Annotated in this window: 20 protein-coding genes and 9 pseudogenes; 12 read left to right on the forward strand and 17 right to left on the reverse strand. The window is 69.8% G+C overall.

What is annotated here, in order from left to right; all coding sequences use genetic code 11:
- Window positions 1-138 precede the first annotated feature (138 nt).
- The 3 genes from ACZ45Q_RS25930 to ACZ45Q_RS25940 all read right to left on the reverse strand — a co-directional run bounded on the left by ACZ45Q_RS25930 (window position 139) and on the right by ACZ45Q_RS25940 (window position 2,236).
- Window positions 139-480 carry a MerR family transcriptional regulator gene (locus ACZ45Q_RS25930; RefSeq protein WP_468265551.1) on the reverse strand — a complete coding sequence of 114 codons (342 nt, stop codon included), beginning with the start codon at window positions 478-480 and terminating at the stop codon, window positions 139-141.
- Between the two features lie 510 nt (window positions 481-990).
- Window positions 991-1,353, reverse strand: coding sequence for a hypothetical protein (locus tag ACZ45Q_RS25935; protein WP_468265553.1), 363 nt, complete (start codon window positions 1,351-1,353; stop codon window positions 991-993).
- A 481-nt stretch (window positions 1,354-1,834) separates the two neighbouring features.
- On the reverse strand, window positions 1,835-2,236 hold the full coding sequence (locus ACZ45Q_RS25940; RefSeq protein ID WP_468265555.1) for a RidA family protein: 402 nt from the start codon (window positions 2,234-2,236) through the stop codon (window positions 1,835-1,837).
- Window positions 2,237-2,337: 101 nt separating this feature from the next.
- Between ACZ45Q_RS25940 and ACZ45Q_RS25945 the strand changes: the two genes are divergently transcribed.
- The 4 genes and pseudogenes from ACZ45Q_RS25945 to ACZ45Q_RS25960 form a co-directional block, all read left to right on the forward strand.
- The gene (locus ACZ45Q_RS25945) at window positions 2,338-2,721 is read left to right on the forward strand and encodes a winged helix-turn-helix transcriptional regulator (protein WP_468265557.1); all 384 of its coding nucleotides are present in this window, start codon (window positions 2,338-2,340) and stop codon (window positions 2,719-2,721) included.
- A 94-nt stretch (window positions 2,722-2,815) separates the two neighbouring features.
- On the forward strand, window positions 2,816-3,742 hold the full coding sequence (locus ACZ45Q_RS25950; protein WP_468265559.1) for a tetratricopeptide repeat protein: 927 nt from the start codon (window positions 2,816-2,818) through the stop codon (window positions 3,740-3,742).
- Between the two features lie 91 nt (window positions 3,743-3,833).
- Window positions 3,834-4,058: pseudogene (locus ACZ45Q_RS25955) on the forward strand (transposase); the annotation flags it as partial.
- A gap of 115 nt (window positions 4,059-4,173) precedes the next feature.
- Window positions 4,174-4,542, forward strand: a pseudogene (locus ACZ45Q_RS25960) (transposase family protein); the annotation flags it as partial.
- Here the strand turns inward: ACZ45Q_RS25960 and ACZ45Q_RS25965 are convergent.
- From ACZ45Q_RS25965 to ACZ45Q_RS25975, 3 genes and pseudogenes are all read right to left on the reverse strand, one after another.
- Window positions 4,532-4,717 carry a hypothetical protein gene (locus ACZ45Q_RS25965; protein ID WP_468265561.1) on the reverse strand — a complete coding sequence of 62 codons (186 nt, stop codon included), beginning with the start codon at window positions 4,715-4,717 and terminating at the stop codon, window positions 4,532-4,534. The pseudogene ACZ45Q_RS25960 and the gene ACZ45Q_RS25965 overlap by 11 nt on opposite strands.
- A 652-nt stretch (window positions 4,718-5,369) precedes the next feature.
- Window positions 5,370-5,666: pseudogene (locus ACZ45Q_RS25970) on the reverse strand (molybdopterin dinucleotide binding domain-containing protein); the annotation flags it as partial.
- Window positions 5,667-6,027: 361 nt separating this feature from the next.
- Entirely contained in the window at window positions 6,028-6,651 is a 624-nt protein-coding gene (locus tag ACZ45Q_RS25975) for a TetR/AcrR family transcriptional regulator (RefSeq protein ID WP_468265563.1), read from the reverse strand.
- A 140-nt stretch (window positions 6,652-6,791) separates the two neighbouring features.
- Here ACZ45Q_RS25975 and ACZ45Q_RS25980 point away from each other — a divergent pair, with 140 nt between their 5' ends.
- From ACZ45Q_RS25980 to ACZ45Q_RS25990, 3 genes and pseudogenes are all read left to right on the forward strand, one after another.
- A complete protein-coding gene (locus tag ACZ45Q_RS25980) occupies window positions 6,792-7,751 on the forward strand; it encodes a quinone oxidoreductase family protein (protein ID WP_468265565.1) in 960 nt (319 codons plus the stop codon).
- Between the two features lie 70 nt (window positions 7,752-7,821).
- Window positions 7,822-8,257: pseudogene (locus ACZ45Q_RS25985) on the forward strand (helix-turn-helix domain-containing protein); the annotation flags it as partial.
- A 981-nt stretch (window positions 8,258-9,238) separates the two neighbouring features.
- The gene (locus tag ACZ45Q_RS25990; protein WP_468265567.1) at window positions 9,239-10,543 is read left to right on the forward strand and encodes a hypothetical protein; all 1,305 of its coding nucleotides are present in this window, start codon (window positions 9,239-9,241) and stop codon (window positions 10,541-10,543) included.
- A 398-nt stretch (window positions 10,544-10,941) separates the two neighbouring features.
- Here the strand turns inward: ACZ45Q_RS25990 and ACZ45Q_RS25995 are convergent, their stop codons facing one another.
- Entirely contained in the window at window positions 10,942-11,136 is a 195-nt protein-coding gene (locus ACZ45Q_RS25995) for a hypothetical protein (protein ID WP_468265569.1), read from the reverse strand.
- A gap of 292 nt (window positions 11,137-11,428) precedes the next feature.
- Between ACZ45Q_RS25995 and ACZ45Q_RS26000 the strand changes: the two are divergent.
- A pseudogene (locus ACZ45Q_RS26000) lies at window positions 11,429-11,753 on the forward strand (transposase family protein); the annotation flags it as partial.
- Window positions 11,754-11,810: 57 nt separating this feature from the next.
- On the opposite strand, the gene ACZ45Q_RS26005 reads toward ACZ45Q_RS26000, so the two are convergent.
- Window positions 11,811-11,975 (reverse strand): hypothetical protein, encoded by a 165-nt coding sequence (locus tag ACZ45Q_RS26005; RefSeq protein ID WP_468265571.1) that lies wholly within the window; start codon window positions 11,973-11,975, stop codon window positions 11,811-11,813.
- A gap of 126 nt (window positions 11,976-12,101) precedes the next feature.
- Window positions 12,102-12,476, reverse strand: coding sequence for a hypothetical protein (locus ACZ45Q_RS26010; RefSeq protein ID WP_468265573.1), 375 nt, complete (start codon window positions 12,474-12,476; stop codon window positions 12,102-12,104).
- A gap of 562 nt (window positions 12,477-13,038) precedes the next feature.
- Between ACZ45Q_RS26010 and ACZ45Q_RS26015 the strand changes: the two genes are divergently transcribed.
- Window positions 13,039-13,302, forward strand: coding sequence for an alpha-amylase (locus ACZ45Q_RS26015; protein WP_468265575.1), 264 nt, complete (start codon window positions 13,039-13,041; stop codon window positions 13,300-13,302).
- 212 nt (window positions 13,303-13,514) lie between these two features.
- Here ACZ45Q_RS26015 and ACZ45Q_RS26020 read toward each other — a convergent pair whose 3' ends face one another.
- Window positions 13,515-14,105, reverse strand: a complete 591-nt coding sequence (locus tag ACZ45Q_RS26020) for a cysteine hydrolase family protein (RefSeq protein ID WP_468265577.1) — start codon at window positions 14,103-14,105, stop codon at window positions 13,515-13,517.
- A gap of 154 nt (window positions 14,106-14,259) precedes the next feature.
- On the opposite strand from ACZ45Q_RS26020, the gene ACZ45Q_RS26025 reads away from it, so the two are divergent.
- On the forward strand, window positions 14,260-15,249 hold the full coding sequence (locus ACZ45Q_RS26025; RefSeq protein ID WP_468265579.1) for a GlxA family transcriptional regulator: 990 nt from the start codon (window positions 14,260-14,262) through the stop codon (window positions 15,247-15,249).
- 277 nt (window positions 15,250-15,526) lie between these two features.
- Here ACZ45Q_RS26025 and ACZ45Q_RS26030 read toward each other — a convergent pair whose 3' ends face one another.
- The 4 genes from ACZ45Q_RS26030 to ACZ45Q_RS26045 all read right to left on the reverse strand — a co-directional run bounded on the left by ACZ45Q_RS26030 (window position 15,527) and on the right by ACZ45Q_RS26045 (window position 21,103).
- Window positions 15,527-16,801, reverse strand: coding sequence for a hypothetical protein (locus tag ACZ45Q_RS26030; protein ID WP_468265581.1), 1,275 nt, complete (start codon window positions 16,799-16,801; stop codon window positions 15,527-15,529).
- Window positions 16,802-16,947: 146 nt separating this feature from the next.
- Complete coding sequence (gene rph / locus ACZ45Q_RS26035) at window positions 16,948-19,605, reverse strand: rifamycin-inactivating phosphotransferase (RefSeq protein WP_468265583.1); 2,658 nt, start codon at window positions 19,603-19,605, stop codon at window positions 16,948-16,950.
- Between the two features lie 248 nt (window positions 19,606-19,853).
- Window positions 19,854-20,189: a hypothetical protein gene (locus ACZ45Q_RS26040; protein WP_468265585.1), complete on the reverse strand. Its 336-nt coding sequence runs from the start codon at window positions 20,187-20,189 to the stop codon at window positions 19,854-19,856.
- A gap of 167 nt (window positions 20,190-20,356) precedes the next feature.
- A complete protein-coding gene (locus ACZ45Q_RS26045; protein WP_468265587.1) occupies window positions 20,357-21,103 on the reverse strand; it encodes a phosphotransferase family protein in 747 nt (248 codons plus the stop codon).
- 213 nt (window positions 21,104-21,316) lie between these two features.
- Here ACZ45Q_RS26045 and ACZ45Q_RS26050 point away from each other — a divergent pair.
- A pseudogene (locus ACZ45Q_RS26050) lies at window positions 21,317-21,475 on the forward strand (transposase); the annotation flags it as partial.
- A gap of 9 nt (window positions 21,476-21,484) precedes the next feature.
- Here the strand turns inward: ACZ45Q_RS26050 and ACZ45Q_RS26055 are convergent.
- Window positions 21,485-21,639: pseudogene (locus ACZ45Q_RS26055) on the reverse strand (ankyrin repeat domain-containing protein); the annotation flags it as partial.
- A gap of 52 nt (window positions 21,640-21,691) precedes the next feature.
- Window positions 21,692-22,096, reverse strand: coding sequence for a type II toxin-antitoxin system PemK/MazF family toxin (locus tag ACZ45Q_RS26060; RefSeq protein ID WP_468265589.1), 405 nt, complete (start codon window positions 22,094-22,096; stop codon window positions 21,692-21,694).
- 483 nt (window positions 22,097-22,579) lie between these two features.
- Here ACZ45Q_RS26060 and ACZ45Q_RS26065 point away from each other — a divergent pair.
- A pseudogene (locus tag ACZ45Q_RS26065) lies at window positions 22,580-22,792 on the forward strand (TetR/AcrR family transcriptional regulator); the annotation flags it as partial.
- 285 nt (window positions 22,793-23,077) lie between these two features.
- On the opposite strand, the pseudogene ACZ45Q_RS26070 reads toward ACZ45Q_RS26065, so the two are convergent.
- Window positions 23,078-23,917, reverse strand: a pseudogene (locus ACZ45Q_RS26070) (amidohydrolase); the annotation flags it as partial.
- Window positions 23,918-23,999: the final 82 nt, after the last annotated feature.

The following is a 23,999-nucleotide window of genomic DNA, read 5'->3' on the forward strand; positions in this document are numbered from 1 at the left end:
CCGTCGATCACGGTGGCCGGCGGCGTTCCGGCGTTCCCGGGTTGGGGGGACTCTCGGGGATGGGCCCAGCGCCGGTATGCCGCCGACGACGCGAAGGGGCTGGGCCTCAATGCCCTGCCGGCGACCGGTGTTCCCTGGTCAGGCTGAGGTCTTCGGCTGCTCGCGGCCTTGTGCGCGCAGTTCTTCGTTGAAGCGCTGGGCTTCTTCGAGCTGGTCGTCGAGGATGACGATACGGCAGGCGGCCTCGATCGGGGTGCCCTGGTCGACGAGTTCGCTGGCGCGGGCGGCGATGCGCAGCTGGTAGCGGGAGTAGCGGCGGTGGCCGCCTTCGGAGCGCAGCGGGGTGATCAGGCGGTGTTCGCCGAGGGCGCGGAGGAAGGCGGGGGTGGTGCTGAGCGTCTCGGCGGCCCGGCCCATGGTGTAGGCGGGGTAGTCGTCGTCGTTGAGGATGTCGACGGGGCGGGTACTGCGAGGGGGCATAGACCTCTTCTTTCCTGGGGATGCGTCGGGGGGCTTGGGCGCCGTACTGGCACCCGGGCCCCGAGCTTTCAACACCATCTACCGGCCGGCTGCGCCGGCCTTGTATGTCCGCAGGGTCCGCCTGGGAGGGCGGGGCTGCGGGGATCGCGGATGCGTGACCGGGGACCACCTTCCGATCCGGGGCCTTGCGGTACCCGGGCGGACTGCTTCCTCGCCCGGGCGATCCTGATGGCGCGTTCGCTCCTCACCCGGCACAGGATGTTCCGCCAGACCTCATGCCTTTGAGCACGAGCGGAGCGCGTCCACGCCTCAGGCGCCTTCCGCCAGACCCGCACGGCAGGCGGCTGCTGAGCCCCCCTCCCCCGGGCAGGGCCCGAGGCCCAAGCGCTCCGGCGCGCCCCAACTACTGCCCGCTGCCCGCAGGCGTCAGACCGCGCAGACAAGGAGCCCCCCTGCCCGGGAAGGCTGGGGGCTCCGGATTGGTGCATGCGGCAGGGTGGACCGGCCGCGTTAGTCGATCTGCATGTAGAAGCGGTCGTTGGTCTCGGCGGGCCGGTCCAGGCCTTTGTCCCAGGCCAGCATCCGGTCGTCGACGTAGTACTCGCGCAGCATTCCGCCTGCGACGCGGTTGTCCTTCGCCGGCACGGACTTCACCGAGAAGTCCCAGTCGGCGTTGCCGGCTCCTTCGAGGGTGGAGGAGAGCAGCAGCACACCCGGCTCGACGCCACCGGCTTCCAGCCGCTCGGTCGCCAGATCCAGCCCGCCAGCGGCATCCGCCACATCCCGAACACCCATCCGCTCAAGAACCTGAGCAGGCGGAAGGTGCGCCAGCGTCACACACCAGCCCTCGCCGAACAGTTCGGACAGATCCACCAACCAAAGCCTCCACTCATCGCCCCGACGCCCCCCAGCCTCTCGATCCTCGCCCAACCCAGCAAGCAAGCCCCATACCCCTCCCCGGTACGACCGCAGACATGCCCGCGCAGAACCAGCCGCTGGGGCAGGGCAGTGCCGACACGCCCGCCGCGTGCCGCGTCAAGGTCACCGGGAGCTGGCGGCCGCCAGCTCCCGGACTCGGAGGCCGGCCGCTGGACGGTGCCGGCCTCCGTTCCGCTGCCGCTGCGGTCATCGGCCTTGGATCCGTACAAGGCGATGATCGACGGGATCCTGCGGGCGGTCCTGGACGCGCCCAGCAAGCAGCGGCAGCAGCAGCGCACTGTCACCGGATCTTCCACCGGCCGATCGAGGAACAGGGCACCGACGAGGGTAGTGGGGGCGTTCGTGGAACGGTCACTGTGACCGTTCCACGAACGGATCCCTCCAGAGAGTTGCGGGAGGGTGCGAGGAGGAGACCTCAGGCGGGCAGTTTCGTGTCGATGACGAAGCTGATTTCGATGACCTGCCCGGGCAAGGTCAGTTCAGTGACGCCCAAGACCGTGCTGGCCGGGCGGTGGTCGCCGAAGTAGCCCAGGTTGCCCTCCGCCGTCGCCGCGGCGTTCTGCCGCAGGTTCACCACGTACAGGGTTTGCGAGACGACCTGGTTCCGGGTGGCGCCGTAGTGGTCCAGGACCTTGTCCATGTTGGCGTAGGTCTGCTTGAGCTGGGCGACGAAGTCGCCCGCGTAGAGGAACCCGCCTGCCTCATCGAACGAGAGCTGTCCGGAGACGTGGATCAGCTCGCCGGACTTGATCGCCTGTGAGTAGCCGAAGTCGCTCTCGGCCGGCACGTTGTAGTTGAAGACATCAAAGGTGGCCACGATGCTCGCCCTCCCGGTCCGCTCTCTTGTAGTTACTCGGAAACTGTAGGAGAGTGACGTCTGACCTGGAAGAACGCACTTTTCGGTGACTGAGGAACCAGATGGTGACCAAGCAACTACTCAAGGGCCTGCCCGACGACGCCGACCTGCGGCGCGCAGACTCCCTGGCGCGGGAGATCTTCTCGGACGTCGCCAACAAGTGGGCGCTCCTGATCATCGAGGCGCTGGGCGAGCGCACCCTGCGCTTCAGCGAGCTACGGAACGAGGTCGAGGGCATCAGCCACAAGATGCTCACCCAGAACCTGCGCATGCTGGAGCGCAATGGCCTGGTCGACCGGAAGGTGCACCCCACCGTGCCGCCGCGAGTCGAGTACACCCTCACCGAGCCGGGCCGAGCCCTGCGCACCACGGTCGACGCGATATGCGGCTGGACCCACCAGTACCTCGGTCACATCGAGAGTGCACGCGGCCGTTTCGACGCCTGACGGGCACGCAGCGACACCCTCGCGCGATTCCGCAATCCCACACCGCTGGACACCATGTGGCCCGCGCTCCGCCCAGGGGCTGCGTGAGGAGGCCGTGACCACCACTCGGCAGGGCATCGCGGTATGCCGCCGACTGGCCGTGGCGGAACCCGCCAAAATCAACCACCTGGCGCTCGCTCTGAGCAACCTGGGCGGCATGCTCATCGACTGGGGCCGACCGGCCGAGGCCATTCCCCTGCTCGAGCATTCGATCAAGATCACGCGGATCTACAGCGACAAGAGCCACGAGTTCACCGCCGACCTGGCGGGAGCGCTGAAGAACCTCGGCAGCGCCCTGCAGGAGTGCGGGTCTCAACCGGAGGCGATCGCGGCCTTGACCGAGTCGATCGCGACGTATCGGAGCCTGGTGGAGCAGGGAAGACCGCAGTACGGGGTCCCCTTGGCCCGGGCGTTGAACAGCCTGGGGAACGCCCGCGGCCTGGTCGCCGAGGCGAAGGACGACTTCGACGCGGCCATCGCTCTCCTGCGCGGTGAGGATTCCGAGGAGGCGGCGATGCAGATGGCCGCAACGCTGGCCAGTCAGTGCGGAGTCCTGATGCACCTGAACGACCACGAGCGGGCCGTGGCCAAGTCCGAGGAGGCGGTGGCGATCTTCCGACGGCTCGGCGAAACCAACCCCACGGGGGTTGAGCCCTACTTGGCCAGTGCGCTTCCCACCATGGCGGAGGCCTTGATGGCCGTCGGCCGGCTGGACGAGGCGCACACCGCCGCCACCGAGGCGATCGGGATCATCGGCAGGTACTCCGCGGCCAATCCGGACGGGTGGCGACAGCGGCTGATCCGCGCGCTGCGCCTGCTCGGTGACCTGCTCCCCTCACTGAACCGGCACGCGGAGGCGGCCGCTCTCGCCGAGGAGCTCGCGCGGCTGGTCGAGGAGGACCGCCGCGATGCCAAGGCCCTCCACCGGCCCGCCACCGAGAAGCCGAAGGGGTTCTTCTCCCGCTTCAAACGCAGGCGCTGAGTGGGTTTGGTGCGTCAGGGGGTCCTGCCGGATGCGTTCGCGGAAGTGTCACACTTCCAGTCGGAGCTGCACGAGTGTCTGACTGCGCGGGGCGACGCGTGCTGACCGGTCCTTTTGCCACACGTTCGGCCGCGGTGAAGGCAAGCAACAGATGGTTCCCGGCTGGCCTTACTCGGTGGTGGCCGCACTGGAGACCGGCCGCACGTCCTGGACGGCAGTGCTGGACGCGCCCCGCCTGGAGCCCGGCGCCGACGGCGCCGCGGTCACCACGGTTCAGATCCGCGAGGTCGTCGAGCGGCTCATTGCCGCTGGCCAATCGAGGGCACCGTCCTCCTGCTGGCCGTGGAGAAATTGCCCAGCGGCGGCGTGAACAAGCCGCCGGTCTGGCTGTGATGGTCGGGCACCGGCGCCACCGAGGCGGACATAGACCGCTGTCCGCCGCCCACCTCCATGACAGCCAGGACTCATCCCTCTGGTCCGTGGCATCCCGCCCATCCGCTCCCGTCGTGGCCCGCGGCGCAGGCGGCCCGGGTGCGCTGCATCTGCACGGTGGCAAGGGCCACGACCACCGTCACCTGCGGCAATGGCTCGCGTCCCGCGGTATCCAGCACCGTCTTGCCCGCAAAAGCATTGAGTCATCCCAACACCTGGGCCGGCACCGCTGGGTCGTGGAGCGGACCGTGTCGTGGCTGTCCGGCTGCCGACGTCTGCACCGTCGTTTCGAACGCGAGCCCGAACACTTCCTCGCCTTCTCAGCCATCGCCGCGACCCTCATATGCCACCGCAGACTCACCAAGTGAAGTGCACGTGGTCGTCACCCACCGCGTAGACCGGCTGTGACCCGTCACGGAAGCGAACCAGCGAGGCGCCGGCGAACCCGAGACGCGCACAGAGGTCTTCCGCCCCAGGACGCATCACGCTCTCATCGGCGACCACAGCATCCCGGTCATCATCCGTTTCCACCACAGGCAGCACGACCGGGACCGTAGGCCACTCCCGACCGGGCGGCAACGGAGTTTCGTCGACACCATGGCCGCAGACAAGACGCATCATCCGCCGCCGACAAGCCGCGGGTCGCCATCCCCCGTCCGCTGACACGCAGCCTGCCTCACATCCATCGGGCCAGGAACCGGGCTGACAGGCAATCGGTGCCGCAACGACCCGCTGGTACAGGGTCCACAGGTCGCCCGGACGCCATCCGCTCAACAAGCGCAGCAGTCTCACCCCCGACTGCCGCAAGACCACGCCAACCGAAACGGCGTCTAAGGCAGGGCGGAGGGGCCCTGCCCATCACGCCGATGCTGGGCAGGCTGTGTCCGATCGTGCGTGATGACTTGGCGCCCGTGTACTGCCGGGGCGGTCACAGAAACCGGGCGATTCGACAATGATCGCCCCTGATCGATGGGAGGCGTCCGCATGCGGGGCGCGATAAGAACCGCGGTAGGCGTGGCAGCCGCTGGTCTGCTGGTCCTGACGATGGCCAACCCGGCATCCGCCGTCAGGCTTCTGTGATGCCGTACTGGTTGCCGACGCACTTGCGGGCGTCGGCGCCGAACGGCACGAAGGCCCGGTTGTGTGGGGGCCCTGCAGAGTGCTGGTGCCGCCGCAGCGGGCGGCCATGTGCTCATCAGGCGGTAAGGGACTCGATCCGCGCGGGGAGGTGCTTGTGCCAGGGGGTGGCGGCGATGGGGTCGCGCCAGGCGAGGTCGGTGAGGGTGTTCAGGGCGACGCCGGTGCGTTCGGTGTGGCCGTCCTCGGTGGGCAGGTCGAGGCCGAAGCCGTTGGGCAGGGCGGCGTGGCCTGCTTGCAGGCGGTCGTCGATCTCGACGACCGCCTGAGCGGTGGCGCGCTTGGTGGTGATGCGGGCGAGAGCGCCGTCGGACAGTCCGAGCTGTTCGGCCTCGTGCGGGCTGACGCGCAGCGTGCCCTGGCACCGCGCCGGACGGCACCGGGCCTGACGCGGGCCCCGGCACGGGGCCGGTACCGGTTTCGGGTGCGCCGGGGAATTGCGGACGGAGAAATCAGACGGGTTAGTCGGTGCCGATGCCGGGTGCGCTTGTGCTGTAAGGCGGCCATGGTCGAGCTGGGAGTCTGCGCTGCGCGCATGCGCTCATCGACTTCAACACCGAAGCGCCCGAGCTGCTCGCTCGTGGTGCTGCGAAGGTTCCCTCAGCCTCGTCCCGCTGGAGATTGAGGGTGCGTTGCGAGCCAAGACCTCACATTCTGACACGCAGGGCGGGGGCGTACAGGGCTCGGGAGTTGTGGTGGTGCGTCATTGCGGGGGCTCAGTGTCCTGCTTGCGTGCCGCGGGGTGATGAGCCGAGCAGGGGGAGCCATACCGTGTCCACGATCTCGACGATCTTCTCGTCCGGCACCGCGGCCATGGTCATCAGCATGTCGTGGCGCACCAGGTCGAAGGGCAGGTTCACGACGCAATCGGGACGCGGTACATCCGCAAGTTCGCCGCGCTCGACGGCGCGGTCGACGAGCGTCGCGAAGGGGGGCGTCCGGTCCCCGGGGCGCAGGCGGCTGCGCAGGTCGCTGAAGTTGGTGCCGGTCTCGCGGAAGTAGTCCGCCAGCTGGATGCGCAGGAGTATCACCGTACGGGCCCGCTCGGCGTTGACCGTGCGCAGGAGGGTGAGGGCGTCTTGGCGCAGGCTGCCGGTGTCGGGGATGTCCAGTGGACGCCAGTGTCGGGTGAGTGTGGCGATGAGGAGGTCCTCGCGCTGCGGCCAGCGCCGGTAGAGCACCGGTTTGCTGGTTCCCGCGCGTGCTGCGATGGCCTCGTAGGTGAAGCCGTTGTAGCCCAGCTCGACCAGCACCTCCCAGGCGGCATCGGTGATCGCGTTCTCCAGGGTGGCGCCCCTGCGCCGGGTGGGAGTGCTCTCCGTGCGCCGCTCACTCACCAATACCCCCTATGTCCATTTTCATGATACTTCTCCATGCGTTTAGATTCGCTTGCGTATCTTAACTCGCAGCCGTACGCTTGAGGCCACAAGAAACGGCATCGTATCTTAACGATGCCGTGCGCCACGCAAAGGAAACGTGCATGTCCATGATCAAAGCCGCGCTTGTGGAGTCCTTCGACGAGCCGCCGCACTTCCGCTCCGTCCCCGCCCCCGAGGCTGCCCCCGGCCAGGAACTGGTGGACGTCCTCGCCGTCGGTGTGCACCCCGCCACCCGCGGCATCGCCGCCGGCAAGCACTACACGAGTCCCAAGACATTGCCCGCCCTGGCGGGTGCCGACGCCGTCGTCCGCCGGGCAGACGGCAGCCTCGCCTACGTCATGGTCATGGGCGCGGGCACCCTGGCCGAGCGCATCGCCATCGATCCGGCCGCCGCCATCCCGGTCCCGGACGGAGCCGATCCCGCACGCCTGGTCGCCACCATGAACCCTGCCCTGTCCTCATGGGTTGCGCTGCGCACGCGCGTCCCGTTCCAGGCCGGGCAGTCTGTCCTGGTGCACGGCGCCACCGGCAACGCCGGCTCGATGGCCGTCAAGGTCGCCAAGCACCTCGGCGCGGAGCGAGTGATCGCCGCCGGACGCAACCGCACCCGCCTCGACGAACTCACGGACCAAGGCGCAGACGCTGTTGTTCAGCTCGTCCCCGACGAGGACGCCACCACGGTCGCGCTCGCCGAGGCCGCAGCAGAAGTCGACGTGGTCCTCGACTATGTGTGGGGGCCGCCCACCGAACTCGCCATGCGCGCCGTCCTCGGAGCGCGCACCCAGCACACCCGCCTGCTCGACTGGGTACAGATCGGCGGCATGGGCGGAGACGCGATCACCCTGTCCGGGCACGCCCTGCGCTCCAACGCCTTCCGCATCCTGGGCAGCGGCTTCGGCTCAGTGGACATGCAGGTCATGCAGCGGGAGTTCACCGAACTCGTCGCCGCGATCGCCGCGAACGGCATGGCCGTGCGCCCGCACCCGTTCCCGCTCGACCAGGTCGAGGCGGCCTGGGCCCACCAGGACGCACCCGGTGAGCGCACCGTCATCCTCCTGTAACACCCGCCGGCGGCTCCCCGGCTCGATGCACGACCAAGTCGGCCTGCTCTCGCACGCCCACCCCACACAACCCATCTCCCGCACTACCGCCCACAAGTGGGTCCGGCGATGGCGCGCCGAAGGCGACGCCGGGCCTGTACGACCGCTCCAGCCGCCCCCGGAGCACACCGCATCGCACCCCCAAGGACGTCGAGAAGCGCATCTGCGAGCTGCGGCGTGACCGCAGGCTCGGCCCCGCACGCATCGGACCGATCCTGGGCATACCCGCCTCGACAGTCCACCGCATCCTGACTCGCCACGGCCTGAACCGCTTTCGCTGGATCGCCCGACCTACTGGCCGGGTCATCCGACGCTACGAACGCGAGCGTCCCGGGGAACTCGTCCACGCCGACATCAAGGAGCTCGGCAACATCCCCGATGGCGGCGGACATCGGATCGTGGCCCGCCAGCAGGCCGCCAATAATCGGCAGGCCACCACGGACGCCCGTAAAGGCGGCCGGCCGATCAGCCCGGCCCCTCCGGTGACCAGGACGGTCGCCCCGGCAAGGCGCTGAAGATCCGACGACGGCCTGAGAACAGGGTTTTACTGGTGCCTCATGTGCGTGCCCCTTCGCGGGCTGTGGATCAGGAACGGCTGCGCAGCCCGCTGTTGGCGATGAGCGTCGGCACCGGCCGGGAGGAGAGGTCCGTGGGAGGTCGCGTCTGGTTCGCGCCGTCACAGACCGCGCACGGCCGGTGCCACGATGGCCGGGTGGATGACCGCGACTTACGCCCCCTCGCCCGCGCCCGCCGAGCTCTGCCGAATCGTGGCTATCCGCGCGCACCCCAGCATGCGCAGTTCATCGGCCCGCACCTTGGCCGCGGGGATGGACTGCTTCCCCTTCGTCGACGTCTCGGGGGAAGGGAGAGAGGTGTCAGCGTGCCGCGAGGCCCCCTGGCGGGCGGTGTGAGCTGCGGTGATGGGCACAGCGTTGGAATCGTTCGCGGCGCCGTTCAGGGCACTGGATTCCGGGCCGCCCGGAGGGCGTTCAGCACCCCTTGACACGGTCGGGCACGGCTCCGGTCCGGGCTGCCGGGCGCTGCCGGTGTACGTCATGACAAGGCTCCTCGTGCAGGTGGCGCTGGGGCCTGGATGGAATCGCCCCGTCTCACCTGCTAGAGGTGTGGCGACAGTCGACGGTGTGACACTCGCCTGAACGCCGTTACCGACCCGTGATCGTCAGGCAGGGGCGGCTGTCCTCTGACACTGAACAATGGACCGATGGCCAGGAAGGTTGGACAACCATGACGTTCCTGCCATTGATGTCGGACCGAGGGGGCTGGGGGCTCCCTTCGAAGCAGAGGCCAAGGCTGGGTGGGGGATGCGAAGATCAACGGTTTGGACACGCGGGTGGGGGTCGGCGGCGCTGATATGCGCGGCGGCAGTGGTTCTCCTTCCCGTCGTACGGTTCACTGCTGCGGCGCCGCGCGTGGACATGCTGGTTGCGATGACGATGGCGCTCGTGTGCGGCCTGGGGTGGGTGGCGGCCACGCGCCGGGCGCCCGTGCTGGAGCCGGGCCCGCCCGCCCTCGGCCTCGGCGAGGACCGCCCGCCGATCCCCTCGGTGCTCCCCCGGCCTTTCCCCGTCCCGCTCGGCCCGGCGTTCGCCCTCGTGCTCGCTGCCACCGCCGTCGCCTCGGCGTTCCTCGTGGGGCTGCGGCCGGACGGCGCCCAGGGCGAGGCGCTCGACAGGATCCAGCGCGCGCAGCCGCGGGTGTCGACGGGGACCGTCGTACGGGTGGACGGCGAGGAGTTCACCGGCGTCGGGAAGGGCAAGCGGAGCGGCGGCGGCTACTACTTCGCCGATCTGCAGGTCGAGCTGGCAGATCACACGTTGCTCTCCGTGGACCGCGGGATCGTCCGCTCATCCCCGGAGGAGGGCATGCACGTTCAGATCCTGCACGCCCACGGCCGCCCCGAACTGGGCGGCTGGGTGGACGACGGTGAGGACCTCTCGTCGTACCTCTCGCCCTGGTACGTGCCCCTGAACGGCGGAGCGGTGATGCCGTTCGCGGTTCTCCTGGTCGTGGCGTGCTGGGCCGCCGCCATGGTGAACCGGAACCATGAGCGGATCGCGGAGTACGGTCCGCGCAGGCTGCTGACCGAGGACGCGGCGGCGGGGCGGGTGAACGCCGGGTATGTGGAGCGGCTGACCGCGGTACACGACGCCCACACCACGCTCGGCGGCCGGGCCGGCAGCACCAAGGTGGTCGACGGGGTCTGGCTGAGCGCCACGGTCGACGGTGTCAGGTCGGTCGAACTGTGCGTCGACCGCGCCGACGTCCTCGCCCTGGCGACGGCTTTCGGCGAGACGACCGGCCGGCTGGTCTGGGCCCGGCGTTGGACCATGGTGAACGGCAAGACCACGGTCCCGGCGGTCTTCGTCGCCCCTGACGGCCAGACCTTCACCTGCTCCGTCTCCCGCGCCGACATCCGCCGCCTGACCGACGCCGCCGGAGGGACTCACGAGGCGGCGACCACCCCCGGCACGGCGGCCCGTCCCTGGAAGGGCGTCTGCCGCACCTCCCCCGGCATCCGGCTCACCGCCGTCGGGCTGTACGCGGCAGCCGGGGCATCCCTGCTCCCAGCCCTGACCGGGAACGCCAGCCACCTCACCGGCTACCTCCCGCTCGCCCTCACGCCCGTCGCCGCCATACTGACGGCCGTACTCGTGGCCCCCGGCTGGCGCCGCACCCTGCCGCTTCCGGGGTGGGAACGGCGGACGAGCCGGGACGCACGCGTGCGAGCGTGACAGGACGATCGGTGGCCGGCTTCGACGAGCGGGCCACCGCCGCGGCGGAACCTCAGCCCGCCTGCTCCGGTCTGGATCCCCCATCACTGGCAAAGAGTCCAGGTCCGTTGGCACAGGACAGCGACGCACAGCTCGCAGTGCGGTGCGCGCACCAGGTGCGGTGGACCGGTGCGCGCGAGAGTGCCGGGCATCGTCGGAGTGGTGCGGTGCCGGACGCGGTGGCGCACCATCGCGGGGTGCACCACGGTGGAGTCCATCGTCGTCCGGCGCACCCGGGTGGGCTCCACTCGGTGGAGCGTCGGGTGGAGTCCACTGAGTGGAGCCCACTCGATGTTCTGCATCCGGTGGCGGTGCGCGACATCGGGTGGGCTCCACTCAGTGGACGGTGCCCGGCCTCGTCACCACAGCCAGGCGTTGGAGGGCCGCACCCGGGACGGGCCCCGGCGTCGCGGCGCGCGGCCGCGCTGCCGATCCGGTTCTGCCGGGGCGGGGCCGGCGCGACTGCGCGGCGGCGAGGCGGCCATCTGCTCGCGGGCCGCATGGGCGCGGGCGAGGGCTTCGTCGGGGTTGGGCTGGTCTTCCAGGGTACTCACGTGACTCCTCCTGTGGTTCGGCCCGGTGTGCCGGGTGCCACTTTGCTGATCATGCGCTGCTCAACGGCATAGACGGCGTCACGGGCCGCGTGCAGGCGTTCCTGGCCGGCCGGGGTGAGGTGCACGGGCCGAGCGCGGCCGTACTCAACGGAAACCGTGTTCGCGCAGCGCATTGTCCGTGGCGGAGCGCAGCGCGGCCGAGGTGCGCTTGAGGCGGTATCCCACGTGCTCGGTGACGTCCTGTGGGTGTGGCGCTGTGGCTGCGTACCAGCAACGGCACCCAACTGCTGCCCTGTTGGACAAGGCCCCCACCGTCCCCGGCCGTGTCCACCGACCGCGCCGGCGGCCGGACGCCCTGCAGGCAGACGGCGGCTACGACCACAACAAGTACCGGCGCCCGCTCCGGAAACGAGGCGTCCGCCCGGTGATCGCCGAACGGCCACCCGCACGGCTCCGGCCTGGGCATCTTCCGCCGGGTCGTCGAACGCACTATCTCCCGGCCGCACGGCTTCCGCCGACTGCGTATCCGCTGGGACCGACGCGACGACATCCACGAGGCCTTCCTCGGCCTCGCCGCGTGCCCGATCACCCACCGCTACGTCCCACGCCTTTCCTAGGACCTCTGAGGCCGAGGGGAGAACGGAATCGGCACGGGGGCTGGGGCGGCCGTGTGGTCAGTCTTCGAGTGCGGCGGAGGGCTCGTTGCCGTTCTGAGCCTGCTGGGATCGCTTGGGGAGCATTGTGGCCAGGTCCCGAACGCCGTCTTCGTCGATGTCGCCCTTGTGTGCGGCGGACTGCACGGTCCACAGCAGCGTCCTGCCGACCCGGGTCTGGGTCACGGCTCCGGGCTCGCCCTTGAAGCCGGCGGCGTCGAGTCGGGCGTCGTGCTCGTCGCCGATCGGGCCGAGCTTCAGAGGCTTGGCTTTCTGGCCCGCCAGGCCGGCCTGGTTGCCGCAGTAGCCGTTTCAGAGCACGTCATAGGCATCCTGGGCAGCCTGTTCGCTGCCGCAGGCGATGACCTGGAAGGTGACGGAGGCGAAGGGGTCCTCGCGACGGAAGACCGCGGCGCCGAAGAAGCGGGAGTTTTCACAGCCCGCATTGCCGTTGACGGGGCAGGCCTGTCGGCGGTAGAGCTTGTCCATCTCGACGGCTATGGGCTCGAAGGCTTGTTTCCAGCCCCTCATGGCCTCGCCGTCCGGCAGCGTCCGGCCGACCTGATCCTTCGTGAGCACCGCCGCCTTGCCGGTTGTGCCGTCGCTCTCGGGCGCGCCTCCGCAAGCAGTCAGCAGCAGTGGTGTCAGCGCGGTCGCAGCGTGCCACCGGCGCATTCCCATGGCCATGCCGCCTCCCCCTGTGAGTTGGTCATCGTACGCGGACCGCAGGAGATCGCCGCCTGCCCGCTGGTGTTCACCGACCAGCCGTTGTACGAGAGCGCAGCACGCTACGGGCATGCGGTGCACGCCCTCATCGCGCCGGCGGTTCCCGAGGGGACGCCCGCGACGGGATGCGGTCGTATGCCGGTCCCGGCGTCGTGGCAGGGCGGGTGGCGGGCGTCGGGTACATGGGAGGCGATCACCTGCACATCGGCGGTCACGTCACTTCATGAACGCAGAAATCATTGAAGCAACAACTGCGGCACCCCGGACGAGCGTCCTGCATCCGCGCAGATCAAGCAGCTCGCACGCCTGAAAGCGGTCAACTGGCCTGAGTTCGTGATCCCCTCATCGCGCACACCGCTGCATGACTGACACTGTCATTTGTCGAACACAAGACCGCAGCAAGCTCGTCTTGTGACTTCAGGAATTGGATTGAATCCTAGGAAGGCGAACGGTTATGCGCATGCGGGTACTTCGACACGCGGCTCTGGTGGGTGCGGGCGCAGCGCTCGCCCTGTCTCCCCACATGACAGGGCCTGCCTCCGCCGAGGCGCTCCCTGCCGATCCCGCCCCCTCGTGCGTCGCCCTCTACCAGAGCTGGCGGTACGCGCAGGCCCACAACGGCTGCGCCGAGACGGTGACCGTGAAGGTCGTCTACGAGGACGGCGCCGAAGGCACGTGCTCCGCCCTCGGAGCGGGTGAGATCGCCACCGTCGGCGAGGGGTACATCGGCCAGCACGGGCACGCCCGCTACCTCGCCCGCTGTCTGCCGGTCCTGTCCGATGACTGACCGGCGGTGGGTCGGGGTGGGCTGACGGATGCCGCGGGGGAGCGGACAGCGCTCCTGGCGCTGGGTGCCGACGGTCGTGGTCGTCCGTGACGGGCACACCGGGCGGACCAGAACGCCAACCGCTTGCGGCGGCCGGAGGCCGGCGGCAGGCCGGCCGGCCTTCGGCCGCGCGCTGTACACGGCCCACGAGGTGGCCGAGCGCTACAGCTTCATCAGACGATCTCCTTGTACGACGGAACGACAACCCCGTACAGATCGGCGATGGTGGCGAGGGCGCTGTCGTGGACCTGCCGGGCGGGCAGCTCGGTGCCGGTGACCGGCAGCGCGCGGGTGGCGCAGGCGTCGGCCACGACGGTGGGGCGGTTGCCGCGCAGGAAGGCACCCTGGGCGGTGAACGCCACGCACATGTGGGTCATGAAGCCGGCGATGACGAGGTCGCTGTGGCCCGCCGCGTCGACGTGCGCGTCCAGGTCCGTGCCGACGAAGGCGTTCGGGGCCTGCTTGACGACGACGGGCTCGCCGTCGACCGGGGCGACCTTCGGATGAATCTGCCCGATCTCGGCCCGGATGTCGTACGGGGTGCCCTCGCCGCCGTCGTTGACGACGTGGATGACCTTCATACCCTCCCTGCGGGCCCGGGCCAGCAGCTCCGCGGCGGCGTCGAGCGCCTCCCGCCAGCCGTCCAGCTCCATCACGCCGGTCGTGTAGGTGTTCTGGTAGTCGATGAGGACCAGCGTGGACTCGGCCGGCTTCGCGGGGGTGTCGTCGAATCCGTTGAGCCGGCGCAGCGTGGTTCTGGGCATGGCAATACCGCCTGACGATGTGGTCGGGTCATGAGGGGGGCAGCTCACCCATCGCGGTGACCTGCGCCTATGACGCTATGACCCGAACCCGGACGTCGGCAATGTCATCTAACATGCAGTTACCGACATCCATGATGGCTGCTACGGGGGGCCGTTGAGCGTGCGACGACTGATCGTCATCGTTCTCTTCGAGGGCGTCGACCTGCTCGACGTCACCGGACCACCGGAGGTCTTCTCCCTGGCCCGCCGGGAGACGGACGAGGCGGCCGCATACGAGGTGCTGCTGGCCGCCGAGACCATGGCACCGGTCACCACCGCCGCCGGGGTACGTGTCTTGCCCGACACCACCTTCGGCGACTTGTCCGGCAGGAGCCTCGACACCCTCGTCGTGCCGGGCGCCGTCGAGATCGACCGGGAGCGCCGCGTCCACCCGCTCACCGATCCCGCGGTGGTGGACCGCGTGCGGCAGCTGGCCGGCCGGACCCGCAGGGTCACCTCCGTCTGCGTCGGCGCGCACATCCTCGCCGCCGCCGGGCTGCTCGACGGCAAGCGGGCCACCACCCACTGGTCGACAGCGCAGCAACTCGCCGCCGAACACCCAGAGGTCGAGGTCGACGCCGATCCGATCTTCATCCGCGACGGCGCCGTGTGGACCGGCGCGGGCATCAGCGCCTGCCTCGACCTCTCCCTCGCACTGATCGCCGACGACCTCGGCGAGTCCGTCGCGCTGCGGGTCGCCCGTCAGCTCGTGATGTACCTCAAACGCCCCGGCGGCCAGAGCCAGTTCAGCGTGCCCCTGGAGCAGGTGGCCGCAACGCGGCGCATCGAGGATCTCCGCCACTACATCCTGCGCAACATCGCCGAGCCGCTCACCGTCGCGGACCTCGCCGCTCAGGCCCATGTCAGCGACCGGCAGCTCACCCGGATCTTCAAGAGCGAACTCGGCACGACCCCGCACGCCTACATCGAGTCGGCCCGTGTCGAGGCGGCCCGCCGGCAGCTCGAGTCCACCGACGCAACGCTGGAACGTATCGCGACGGCCAGCGGCTTCGGCACCGTCGACACCCTGGTCCGCGCGTTCCGCCGACGGCTCGACGCAACGCCGACGGAGTACCGCCGGCGGTTCCGTACGAGCGTGGCGTGAGTCCGTACGAGCATGGCGTGAGAGGGCGCCACGTTCCAACCGGTGCCCGCGAAACAGCCGTCGATCAGCTCCGGCCGGTTCTGGAGCGTCCTTGGGCGATGGGTGACCGTGTGGCTGGCGTGGGCCGTGTCGCCTGAGGGTCGAGGTTTCTGCTACGACGGCGCCCGTCGCCAGGGCGCCCCTCGTCTCCCGTTGCCATACTGATGACGCCCAGAGTGACCACGGTGACCTCGCCGACGGAAGGTGCCAGGCCAGTCGGACCCTGTTGTTGGATCTTCTAGATGACGGCGACTTTGGGATAGCGGTGGATCAGCTCTGCTGCTCGGTGCTTGACGTCGAACCCTTCGGTCATGGCCACGTAGCCACGCGTTTCGTGCAGGCCCCAGTCGCCGTCATCCTCCCGGTAGAAGGCGTGGGCGGTCCTGAACTGCTCGGGGGTGCCGATCACGACGTCGGCCAGGTACTCGGCGCTTCGCTGTTCGGCCGTTGGGTTGGCGGTCAGCCTGTTCACGGTGGTGCCGGTGATTCCAGCCACTGCGGTGAACATCTCGAACCACTCGAGTGACTCGGTCTCGGAGGCTGTCATCACGTGCACGCCGCCGCCGTGTGCGGGGCGGCCGGAGGCTGTCCGCGACTTGGTCGCGTAGAGCATGGCGACCGGGAGCGCCGAAGCCAGCTTGTCCCGGCCGTCCAACGCCTGGATCATGGCGCTGTTTCCGACGCTGCACGCCAGAGTCGCCCGAATCAGATCGTCACCGACCACAATACCCAGCTGTCTCCTGAGCATTTCGACAATCAGGGCGATCATTTCCAATCGCACCTTCTTGGCGAAATCCGTTTCGCTCAGCAGCTGCACCGGTTCGGTGTAGGTGATCCTCGCGGCACCGAGCCGCACCCGCTGCGCGCTGATCAGGCTCGGCAGCGGGTTGCCCGGCATCCGCCGGCGCAGGTCCAGCGACGTGGTCACCCCGACGGTGATCCAGTCCTTCGTGTCCAGCACGTCGCGCATGCTCGGGGGTGGCGGTGAAATGTGCCAACTGTGGGCCGTGGTCGCATCCTCGACCATCCGAGCGGAAATCCGGTCCGCGTCGACCACGACCGACAGCGACGGTTGCGCGATCACTCCGTCGAACAGGTCCGTGCCCATTCCGCAGGCAGCGAACCGGTCCAACGTAGCCAGACGCCATCGCCCGTTGTCCCTGCGCAACGTGGCGTACTCGTAAGAGGGGTTGATCAGGAATACCGGTGTGTTGCCCGTCGGAAGGAGGATGAGCGCCGCCCGCCACGTGACGTGCGGGAAGGCGGTGAACTCGGGCACGTCACCGGCCGGATACTCGAGCCATCGCGCTGACCGGCAGCCGCGGTGGTGCAGTGATGCGTCAGCTGTGTCGGCTGTCGCCTGCACCGCCAGGGCCGGCTTCTCCCATCGCCCGAACTGCCGACCGCATGTCTGACAGTCCACCGCCCAGAGGTTGGCGCGGAGCTCGGCCAGAAGTTCAGGGCCGAGTTGCGTTTGTGTGGTCGAGTCGGTCAACAGCCTGGACACCGGCATGCGGTGACCCCCGTCTCCTGCGGCGCGTCATCGGTGGTCCGTACGTGAATGAACTATGACGCTCACGCCGAGGCGCGCCAAGTACACAGCAGCCCCTTCTGACGAACTGTCCCCGGCCGCAGACGCGGGGGGGCGCGGGGCCTGGATCAGGGCAGGAGTTCGATGGAGCCGTCCGTGCCGTGGAGACGGATGCGTTGGCCGTCGCGGATGCGGCGGGTGGCCTCATGGACGCCGACGACGGCCGGGAGGCCGTACTCCCGTGCGATGACCGCGCCATGGGTCATCAGGCCGCCGACCTCGGTCACCAGGCCCGTGATGCCGACGAACAGGGGGGACCAGCTGGGGTCCGTGTACGCCGTGACCAGGATGTCGCCCGGCTCGAGGTCGGCCTGCGCCATGTCGTGGACCACGCGGGCGCGTCCCTCGACGGTCCCGGCGGAGACCGCGAGACCCGTCAGGGCTCCGGGCGGCACGTCCTCGCGCCGATAGGCGCCGTGGAAGCTCTCCCCGTCGGAGGTGAGCACCCGCGGTGGGGTGAGTGACTCGAAGACGCGGAACTCCTCCTTGCGCTGCCGCACGAGCCGGCCGTCGACACGCTGCACGCGCACGGCGTCGTGCAGCTCCTGGAAGGTGAGGTAGTAGATATCCTCCTTCTCGGACAGCACACCGGCCTCCACCAGGCGTTCGGCCTCCTCGAGCAGGGCCTGCCGGTAGACGAAGGAGCGGCTGACGATGCCGTACTTGGGATACTCCCGGTACCCGATGAAGGTGCGGACCCGGTCGATCATGCGCTTGGTCTCGTCGGCCTTGCGCTGCCCGTCCGGCAGGGTGCGCAGGCGTGCCAGCACGTCCTGTTCCTTCTGCCGTGCCTTGTGCCGTCCCTCGTCGAAGCGACGCTTCGCGGCGTCGGGTTCGAAGTTGCGGACGTTGTCGAGGATCGCGGGCAGGAGCGCGGTGGGGCGTTCACGCCAGCGTGGCCGCGTGATGTCGATCTCACCGGCGCAGCGCATGCCGTAGCGGTCGAGGAAGGCCTCGATGGCGTCACGGGCTTGGGTTCCGCCGGGCAGCTTCGGCAGTCTGTCGAGGAAGTCGTCGTCCTCGGCGCTCTGCAGGAACGCCACCACCTGTGGATGCGGGCGGATCGCGTCCGCGACGTCGAGCAGGTCCAGTCCCATCTGCGAGGTGATGTTGCCGGGGACGGACAGGGTGAGCGTGTCGGCGGCGTTCGTCTCCCCCAGCCACTGGTACAGGCGGTCGTTGAGCCACCGCGTGGCCTCCATCCCCGCCATGATGACCTGCATGCTGAGCGGGTCGCCCAGGACGCGCTTGTGCTCCTCGAAGGCCTCGAGGAGGAAGTCGAACAGCGCCGGTCCGGTCCTGGTACGGATCTCGCGTTCCAGGGCGGTGACGGACGCCTGGCTGCGTGCGATCAGTTCGGTGACGACGGCGGGGTCGGTCTCGAGCGGGGTGGAGGTGGCGGGGCCGGGCAGGGTGCCGGCGGGTCGGCTTCCGGGGGCGGAGGCGTGGTCGGGGGCCCGGGTGGCCTGCGCTGGGGCGGTCTGCGCCGGGGCCGCCTCGCCGCGGTTCAGGGCCGTTTCCAGGGCATCCCTGATCAGCGGGTCATCCCTGCCCATCATCTCCAGCAGAGCCGCACGGCTCTCCGGTGCGGCCAGGCGGCCGGTGACGTCGACGAACAGCCTTCCGCCGGCCGGGTGCATCGGGACCATGGCCGTCAGCTGCCACATCGACAGGCCCAGGGGCTTCATCGCGTCGGTCATCATCTGCTGGTGGCCGACGGACACGTAGACGTGACGCTCGTCGTCGCCGGTTACGGGCACGGGGAAGAGCGTGGTGATCGGCCGGCTCTGGACGACGTGGAAACCGTTGTCGTCCAGGCACCATTCGATGTCCTGGGGGCGGCCGAAGTGGGCCTCGATCCGCCGTCCCAGGCGCACCAGTTCCACCACCTGGCCGTCCGTCAGGGCCGGCTGTGACTGCCGCGCCGGGTCCATGGTCACCTGCTGCGTACCGCCTGCCGGCACGGCCTGAACAGCACGCTCCTTGACGGCGACCGATCTGTCGACGACCTCACCGTCGCGCACCCTGAAGACGTCCGGGTTCACCAGACCGGAGACCAGGGCCTCCCCCAGGCCGAAACCGGCGTCCACCGTGGCCACCTTCCGGTTGCCCGTGACGGGGTCGGCCGTGAACAGCACACCGGCGGACCGCGGGATGACCATCCTCTGCACCACCACCGCCATCCGCACGGTCCGGTCGTCGATGCCGTTGCGCCGCCTGTAGGTGACGGCCCGTTCGGTGAACAGCGAGGCCCAGCACCGCCTGACGTGCTCCAGCACGGCCTCGGGTCCCACCACGTTCAGGTACGTGTCCTGCTGGCCGGCGAAGGAGGCCGTCGGCAGGTCCTCCGCCGTGGCGCTGGAGCGGACGGCGTAGGCGGCTCGTTCGCCGTACGTGGCGAGGGCGCGGGTGATCGCCGCCGCGATGTCGGCTGGGACGGCGGTCTCCTCGATGGCCCGGCGTACCCGTGCGCTCAGCGCGCCGGTGGCCTCCCGGTCCTGCGGGTCCGCATCCGCCAGCTGATCGAGCAGGCCGTCCATCGACGGCGCCTCGGCCATGACCCGCCGGAAGGCGTCGGTCGTCACGCAGAACCCGGCCGGCACCCGGACGCCGTCGATCCGTGACAGGGCGCCCAGGTGCGCGGCCTTGCCCCCGGCTCTCGCTGCCTGTCCTGCGTCGATCTCCTGAAGAGCCAGGACGTACTGCCCGACGTACTGCTCGGTCACTTCGGCACCTCCGAGGGCCGCTCGCGCCCCGTCACGTCACGGGGACCCGTTGCATCACCGGTGCCTCAAGCTGACGTCTGCGCAGGTTGTCGCACCGGCCGACGATTGTGCGCCCTGACCAGGGGCTTGCGGCAAGCCCCCCATCGCGCTATACCTTGAGAGTGGCGAGGAGAAGGTTCTCCTCGCTTTCGTCGTCTTCCGGGGGAACGGCACACGCGATCATGAGCGCAGGTGCGGTCAGCCGTCACTCAGCCTTTTCGAGATCCGACCGAGCCGGATGTCCGCACGCCTGAATCCTTGCGTGCCGAGAGCAGGAACAGGACCGCGGAAGCGGCGACGAAGCCGAAACCGACGTTCATGCAGACCATGACCGTCTCGAATGAGGCGTCGGCGATCCGGGGAATGCCGTTGACGAGCACAAGGGCGTAGATGCACAGAACGCCGTAGGCGCGAAGCCGCATCCCGGCCTGTCGCTTGCGCATCCACGGCGGTGTCCATCCGGCCAATATCGCCACCGGCACCGGCAGCATGAGCACCGTGGACACTGCCAGCGCTGTCCAGTGGTACAGCGGATTACCGTTCACCCCGCCCCCTCGCATGCGATCGCCGCCCTACACAGGGGGTGGCAAGGGCCCTGCTGGCGACGGCTGTGTACCGCACCCTGTCGAGAGCAAGGGCAGGCGACGCGCCCAGGAGATGGCGTGCTCGATGCGTGAGAACGCATACGCGGCAGTCGGGTGCGCCCGCGGCCTCACATGCGGGATCTCAGCACGTCGACCTCACAGCCCGGCGCGAAGGGGTCGAAGCCGTGCTCGATCAGCCAGCGGACTGCCAGCAGGCTGCGCAACGACCACCACGCGTGGATCACGTCCAGGTCGACGCCGGTGCCGTAACCGGCGACGACGTGGTCGAGTTGCTCCTCGTGTCCGAGCGTGAAGGTGGCGAGGTCGTACAGGGCATCACCCTGGCCTGCCTCGGACCAGTCGATGATTCCGGTGACCTCGTCGCCGTCGACGAAGACGTGCGCGATCTGCAGGTCGCCGTGTGTGAACGCCGCAGTCCACGGCCTCAGCGCGGCCTCGGCGACCTGGCGGTTGCGGGTGACCAGGTCGGCGGGCAGGATGCCGTTCGTCACGAGCGACTCGCACTCGTCGTCCAGTTCCGCCGCCAGCGCGACGATGTTCCGGCCGGCCCGGCCCGGCCGAGGCGGCAGGGGTGCGTCGTGCAGCTTCCGGATGGCAGCGCCCGCCGCGGCCCAGGCAGCCGGCGACCCGGTCGACGGCCCGCCGAGGCGCCCCAGAGTCGTCCCCGGGAGTGCGGCGATCGCGAGCACGGGCGGCTCGCACCACAGGACCTCCGGGGTCGGGACCGGCGCGAGGAACATCGCCTCGACCTCGGCGTCGATGCGCGTCTGATCGGCGTCCACCTTCAGGAACACGTCACCGACGCGCAGAGTCGCGCGCTCGGAATGGGCGACGACGACTTCGACCTCATCCATGGGCGACCAGTATCCCGGGGATGATCGCCGACGTCGCCACGTTTATCGAGTGGTATTACGGGCCTGACCGCGTCCCGGGCCATCGAGGGGCTCGTGAGGTTCTGGTTCCGGGGCCTCGGGTGCGCACCGCCGGATGAACCAATGCTCAGCGGGGACTGATCGAACGTCGCCCCGGCCGGGCCTGATCTGCGCCGATGGTCACGAGGACGTGGCATCAAGGACCGCGTCGACCGCGAGGGGGCCGAGACCTCGCAGCGGCTGGGCTGCCACCGCTGGACCATCGAGCGCACCATGTCCTGGCTCGTCGGCTGTCGTCGCCTCCACCGCCGCCATGAACGCAAGGCCGAGCTCTTCCCTGCCTTCACGAGCATCGCCTGCGCCCTATCTGCTTTCGGCGGCTCGTCTGCCGACGTGGGATTGCAGCAGCTTCTTCGCCAGGTCGTGGCCATAGTGATTGGCCACGTCCATGGGGGTACGGCCGTCTGGGTCTGCGAGCTCCGGATCCGCCCGAAGGCCAGCAACACGGCCATGGTGTGCGGGGCAGCGGTCAGTCGTCGACGAGGTCGAGCCGGGCAGCACGGGCGTCCGCTACTCGAGTCCTTCGAGACGGCGGGCATTTTTGATCTCGCTGATCCTGGCAGCCGTCAACGGGGTCCGCTCCCTCCTCTCTCCGGCGGCACGGAGGGCTTCTCCGACCTCGCCGAGCTTCACGGAGGACAACACGCCCGCCCGCTCGATCAGGTCGTCCCGGGCCACGGTGGTCAGCCATGTGCACGGAGTAAAGCCTGGACGCGGGAACGCGAACCGCAGCACGCCTTCGAAGGGCAGTCCTTCCGGGGCTCCTACGGCCACTTCAACGCCCAGACCGCTGATGTCGACGCCCGCCGGCGCAACGACCTGCATCGCCTGGAACCCGGACGACTCCTCGTCCGAGAGCAGCACGACCGGGCGTCGCTCATCGAAGTCGACCCACCAGACTTCACCGCGTTGCATGTGTCCTCCTGGCACGAGACGGGCGGGCGAACGCTGCGTGCCCCGTGCGGGACACGGCAGGGATGCGGCCCCGTCTTCGCACGTCGTGACCGAGGGGCGGTGAAGACGGGCGCGGCCACCGTTGATCACCGGTGTGTCAAGACTGAAGATCATGCGGTGGCCACGAGCCACAGCGTAGACGCTGCCCGCCGGCGGGAGGCGTTCGAGGTCCTGATGTCCCGGACAGCGGGCCGGTTCGTGGACGTGCGGCCCGGACCGCTGCCGGGCGGCGGGACTGGGCGAGGACGCCGTCTTCACGACCAAGCCGGAGCCGGCCGCCCGCATGATCGGCCGGTTCCCTGTCAGCACGGGTGCCGGGAAGTTCCGCCGCGAATGCCCTGGCCGTTACGGCGGCCCGGGCCACCGTCACCTGGCGCTGCTTGAGGTCGACCATGTCCACCTTGAGCACGGCTTCGGAGCGGTGAGGGTGGGTCTCGGGTGAGGCTGAGGGCCGAGCGCGCCGCGGGCCTGCCCAGGCACGACGGGCAGTGCGCCCACGGCCCGCATGTGACGGGCATGCCGGCCACGGGCCGCTTCCCCACACTGGCCAAGGCCGTGTACGACGGCACGGACGTGGACGCCGAGACATCCCTCGCGGCCGGCCTGGATTGGGTCCTCGACGCCCTGGCCGCCGACATCACCCGGCCGCCGGCGTGACGCTTTGGCCGGCTTCTCGGCGATCAGAGGTTCTGCTTGGTGAGCTCGCCGCCGGTGCGGATGGATCGGCCGGTGAAGACCTGGCAGCCCCGGCGCCGTTGCGGCATCAGGGCCGGCGGCGGTCCAGGCATGCCAGGGCAGCCGACTCCAGCGCCGTGACGCCCGTCTCCAGCACCGCCGGGTCGGGGGCGAAGCGGAGGTGTGGTTGCCGGGGACGGCGAGGAGCTTTTCCGCTGCGCTCTCCCCCGGCGCCGCGTGCCACACGCCCCACGGCGTGCCGCCCACGAACCAGTAGGCGTACGGGATGTCCGTGCCGCCGTTGTGCTCGGCCGTGCCGAACAGCGGGAAGTCCTCGCTGCCCATGAGCGGCGCGTACTCCAGGACCGCCGCCGGGCCGAACTCCTCGCGGTGCGCGGCGCGGACCCGGTCGACGGTGGCGGGGTCGTTGCTGGTGACCGGGAAGTCGTGGGAGAGGGTCAGGCGCGGCGGGAGGGGGCAACCGGAGGCGGCGCACTCGGCCTCCGCGATCCGGCGGACGGCGTCGAGGACGCGGGTGCGGGCGGGCTCGCCGCGGGTGCGGATGGTGAGGGTGAGCCGGACCTCGTCGGGGATGACGTTGGCCTTGGTGCCCGCCTGAACGGTGCCCACGGTGACCACCGCGGCCTCACGCGGGGAGATCTCCCGGGAGACGACGGTCTGGAGGCGGGTGACGAAGTAGGCGGCGGTGACCACCGGGTCGACGCAGTTCTCGGGCGCGGAGCCGTGCCCGCCACGGCCGTAGATGCGGACCTCGACGTCCAGGGCGGCGGCCATGAGCAGTCCGGGGCGGTGCCCGACCGTGCCGACGGGGGCCGGGCCGACGTGCTGGCCGAGAATGACGTCGGGGCGGGGGAAGCGGGTGAACAGGCCGTCGGCGAGCATGGCGCGGGCGCCCTCGGCGGTCTCCTCGCCGGGCTGGCCGACCAGGACCAGCGTGCCGCTCCAGGCCTCGCGCCGGGCGTACAGGCGCTCCACCGCCCCGGCGGCGCAGGCGACGTGGACGTCGTGGCCGCAGGCGTGCATCACGCCGGGGACGGTGCTGGCGCAGGCCAGGCCGGTGCGCTCGGTGACGGGCAGGGCGTCCATGTCGGCGCGCAGCCCCGGCGGCCCGCACCGCCGACCGGGTACTGACCGTCGCCGTGGCGTGCGGCCGGCCCCCGGGCATCCA

The organism is Streptomyces sp. NPDC031049, assembly GCF_055571015.1.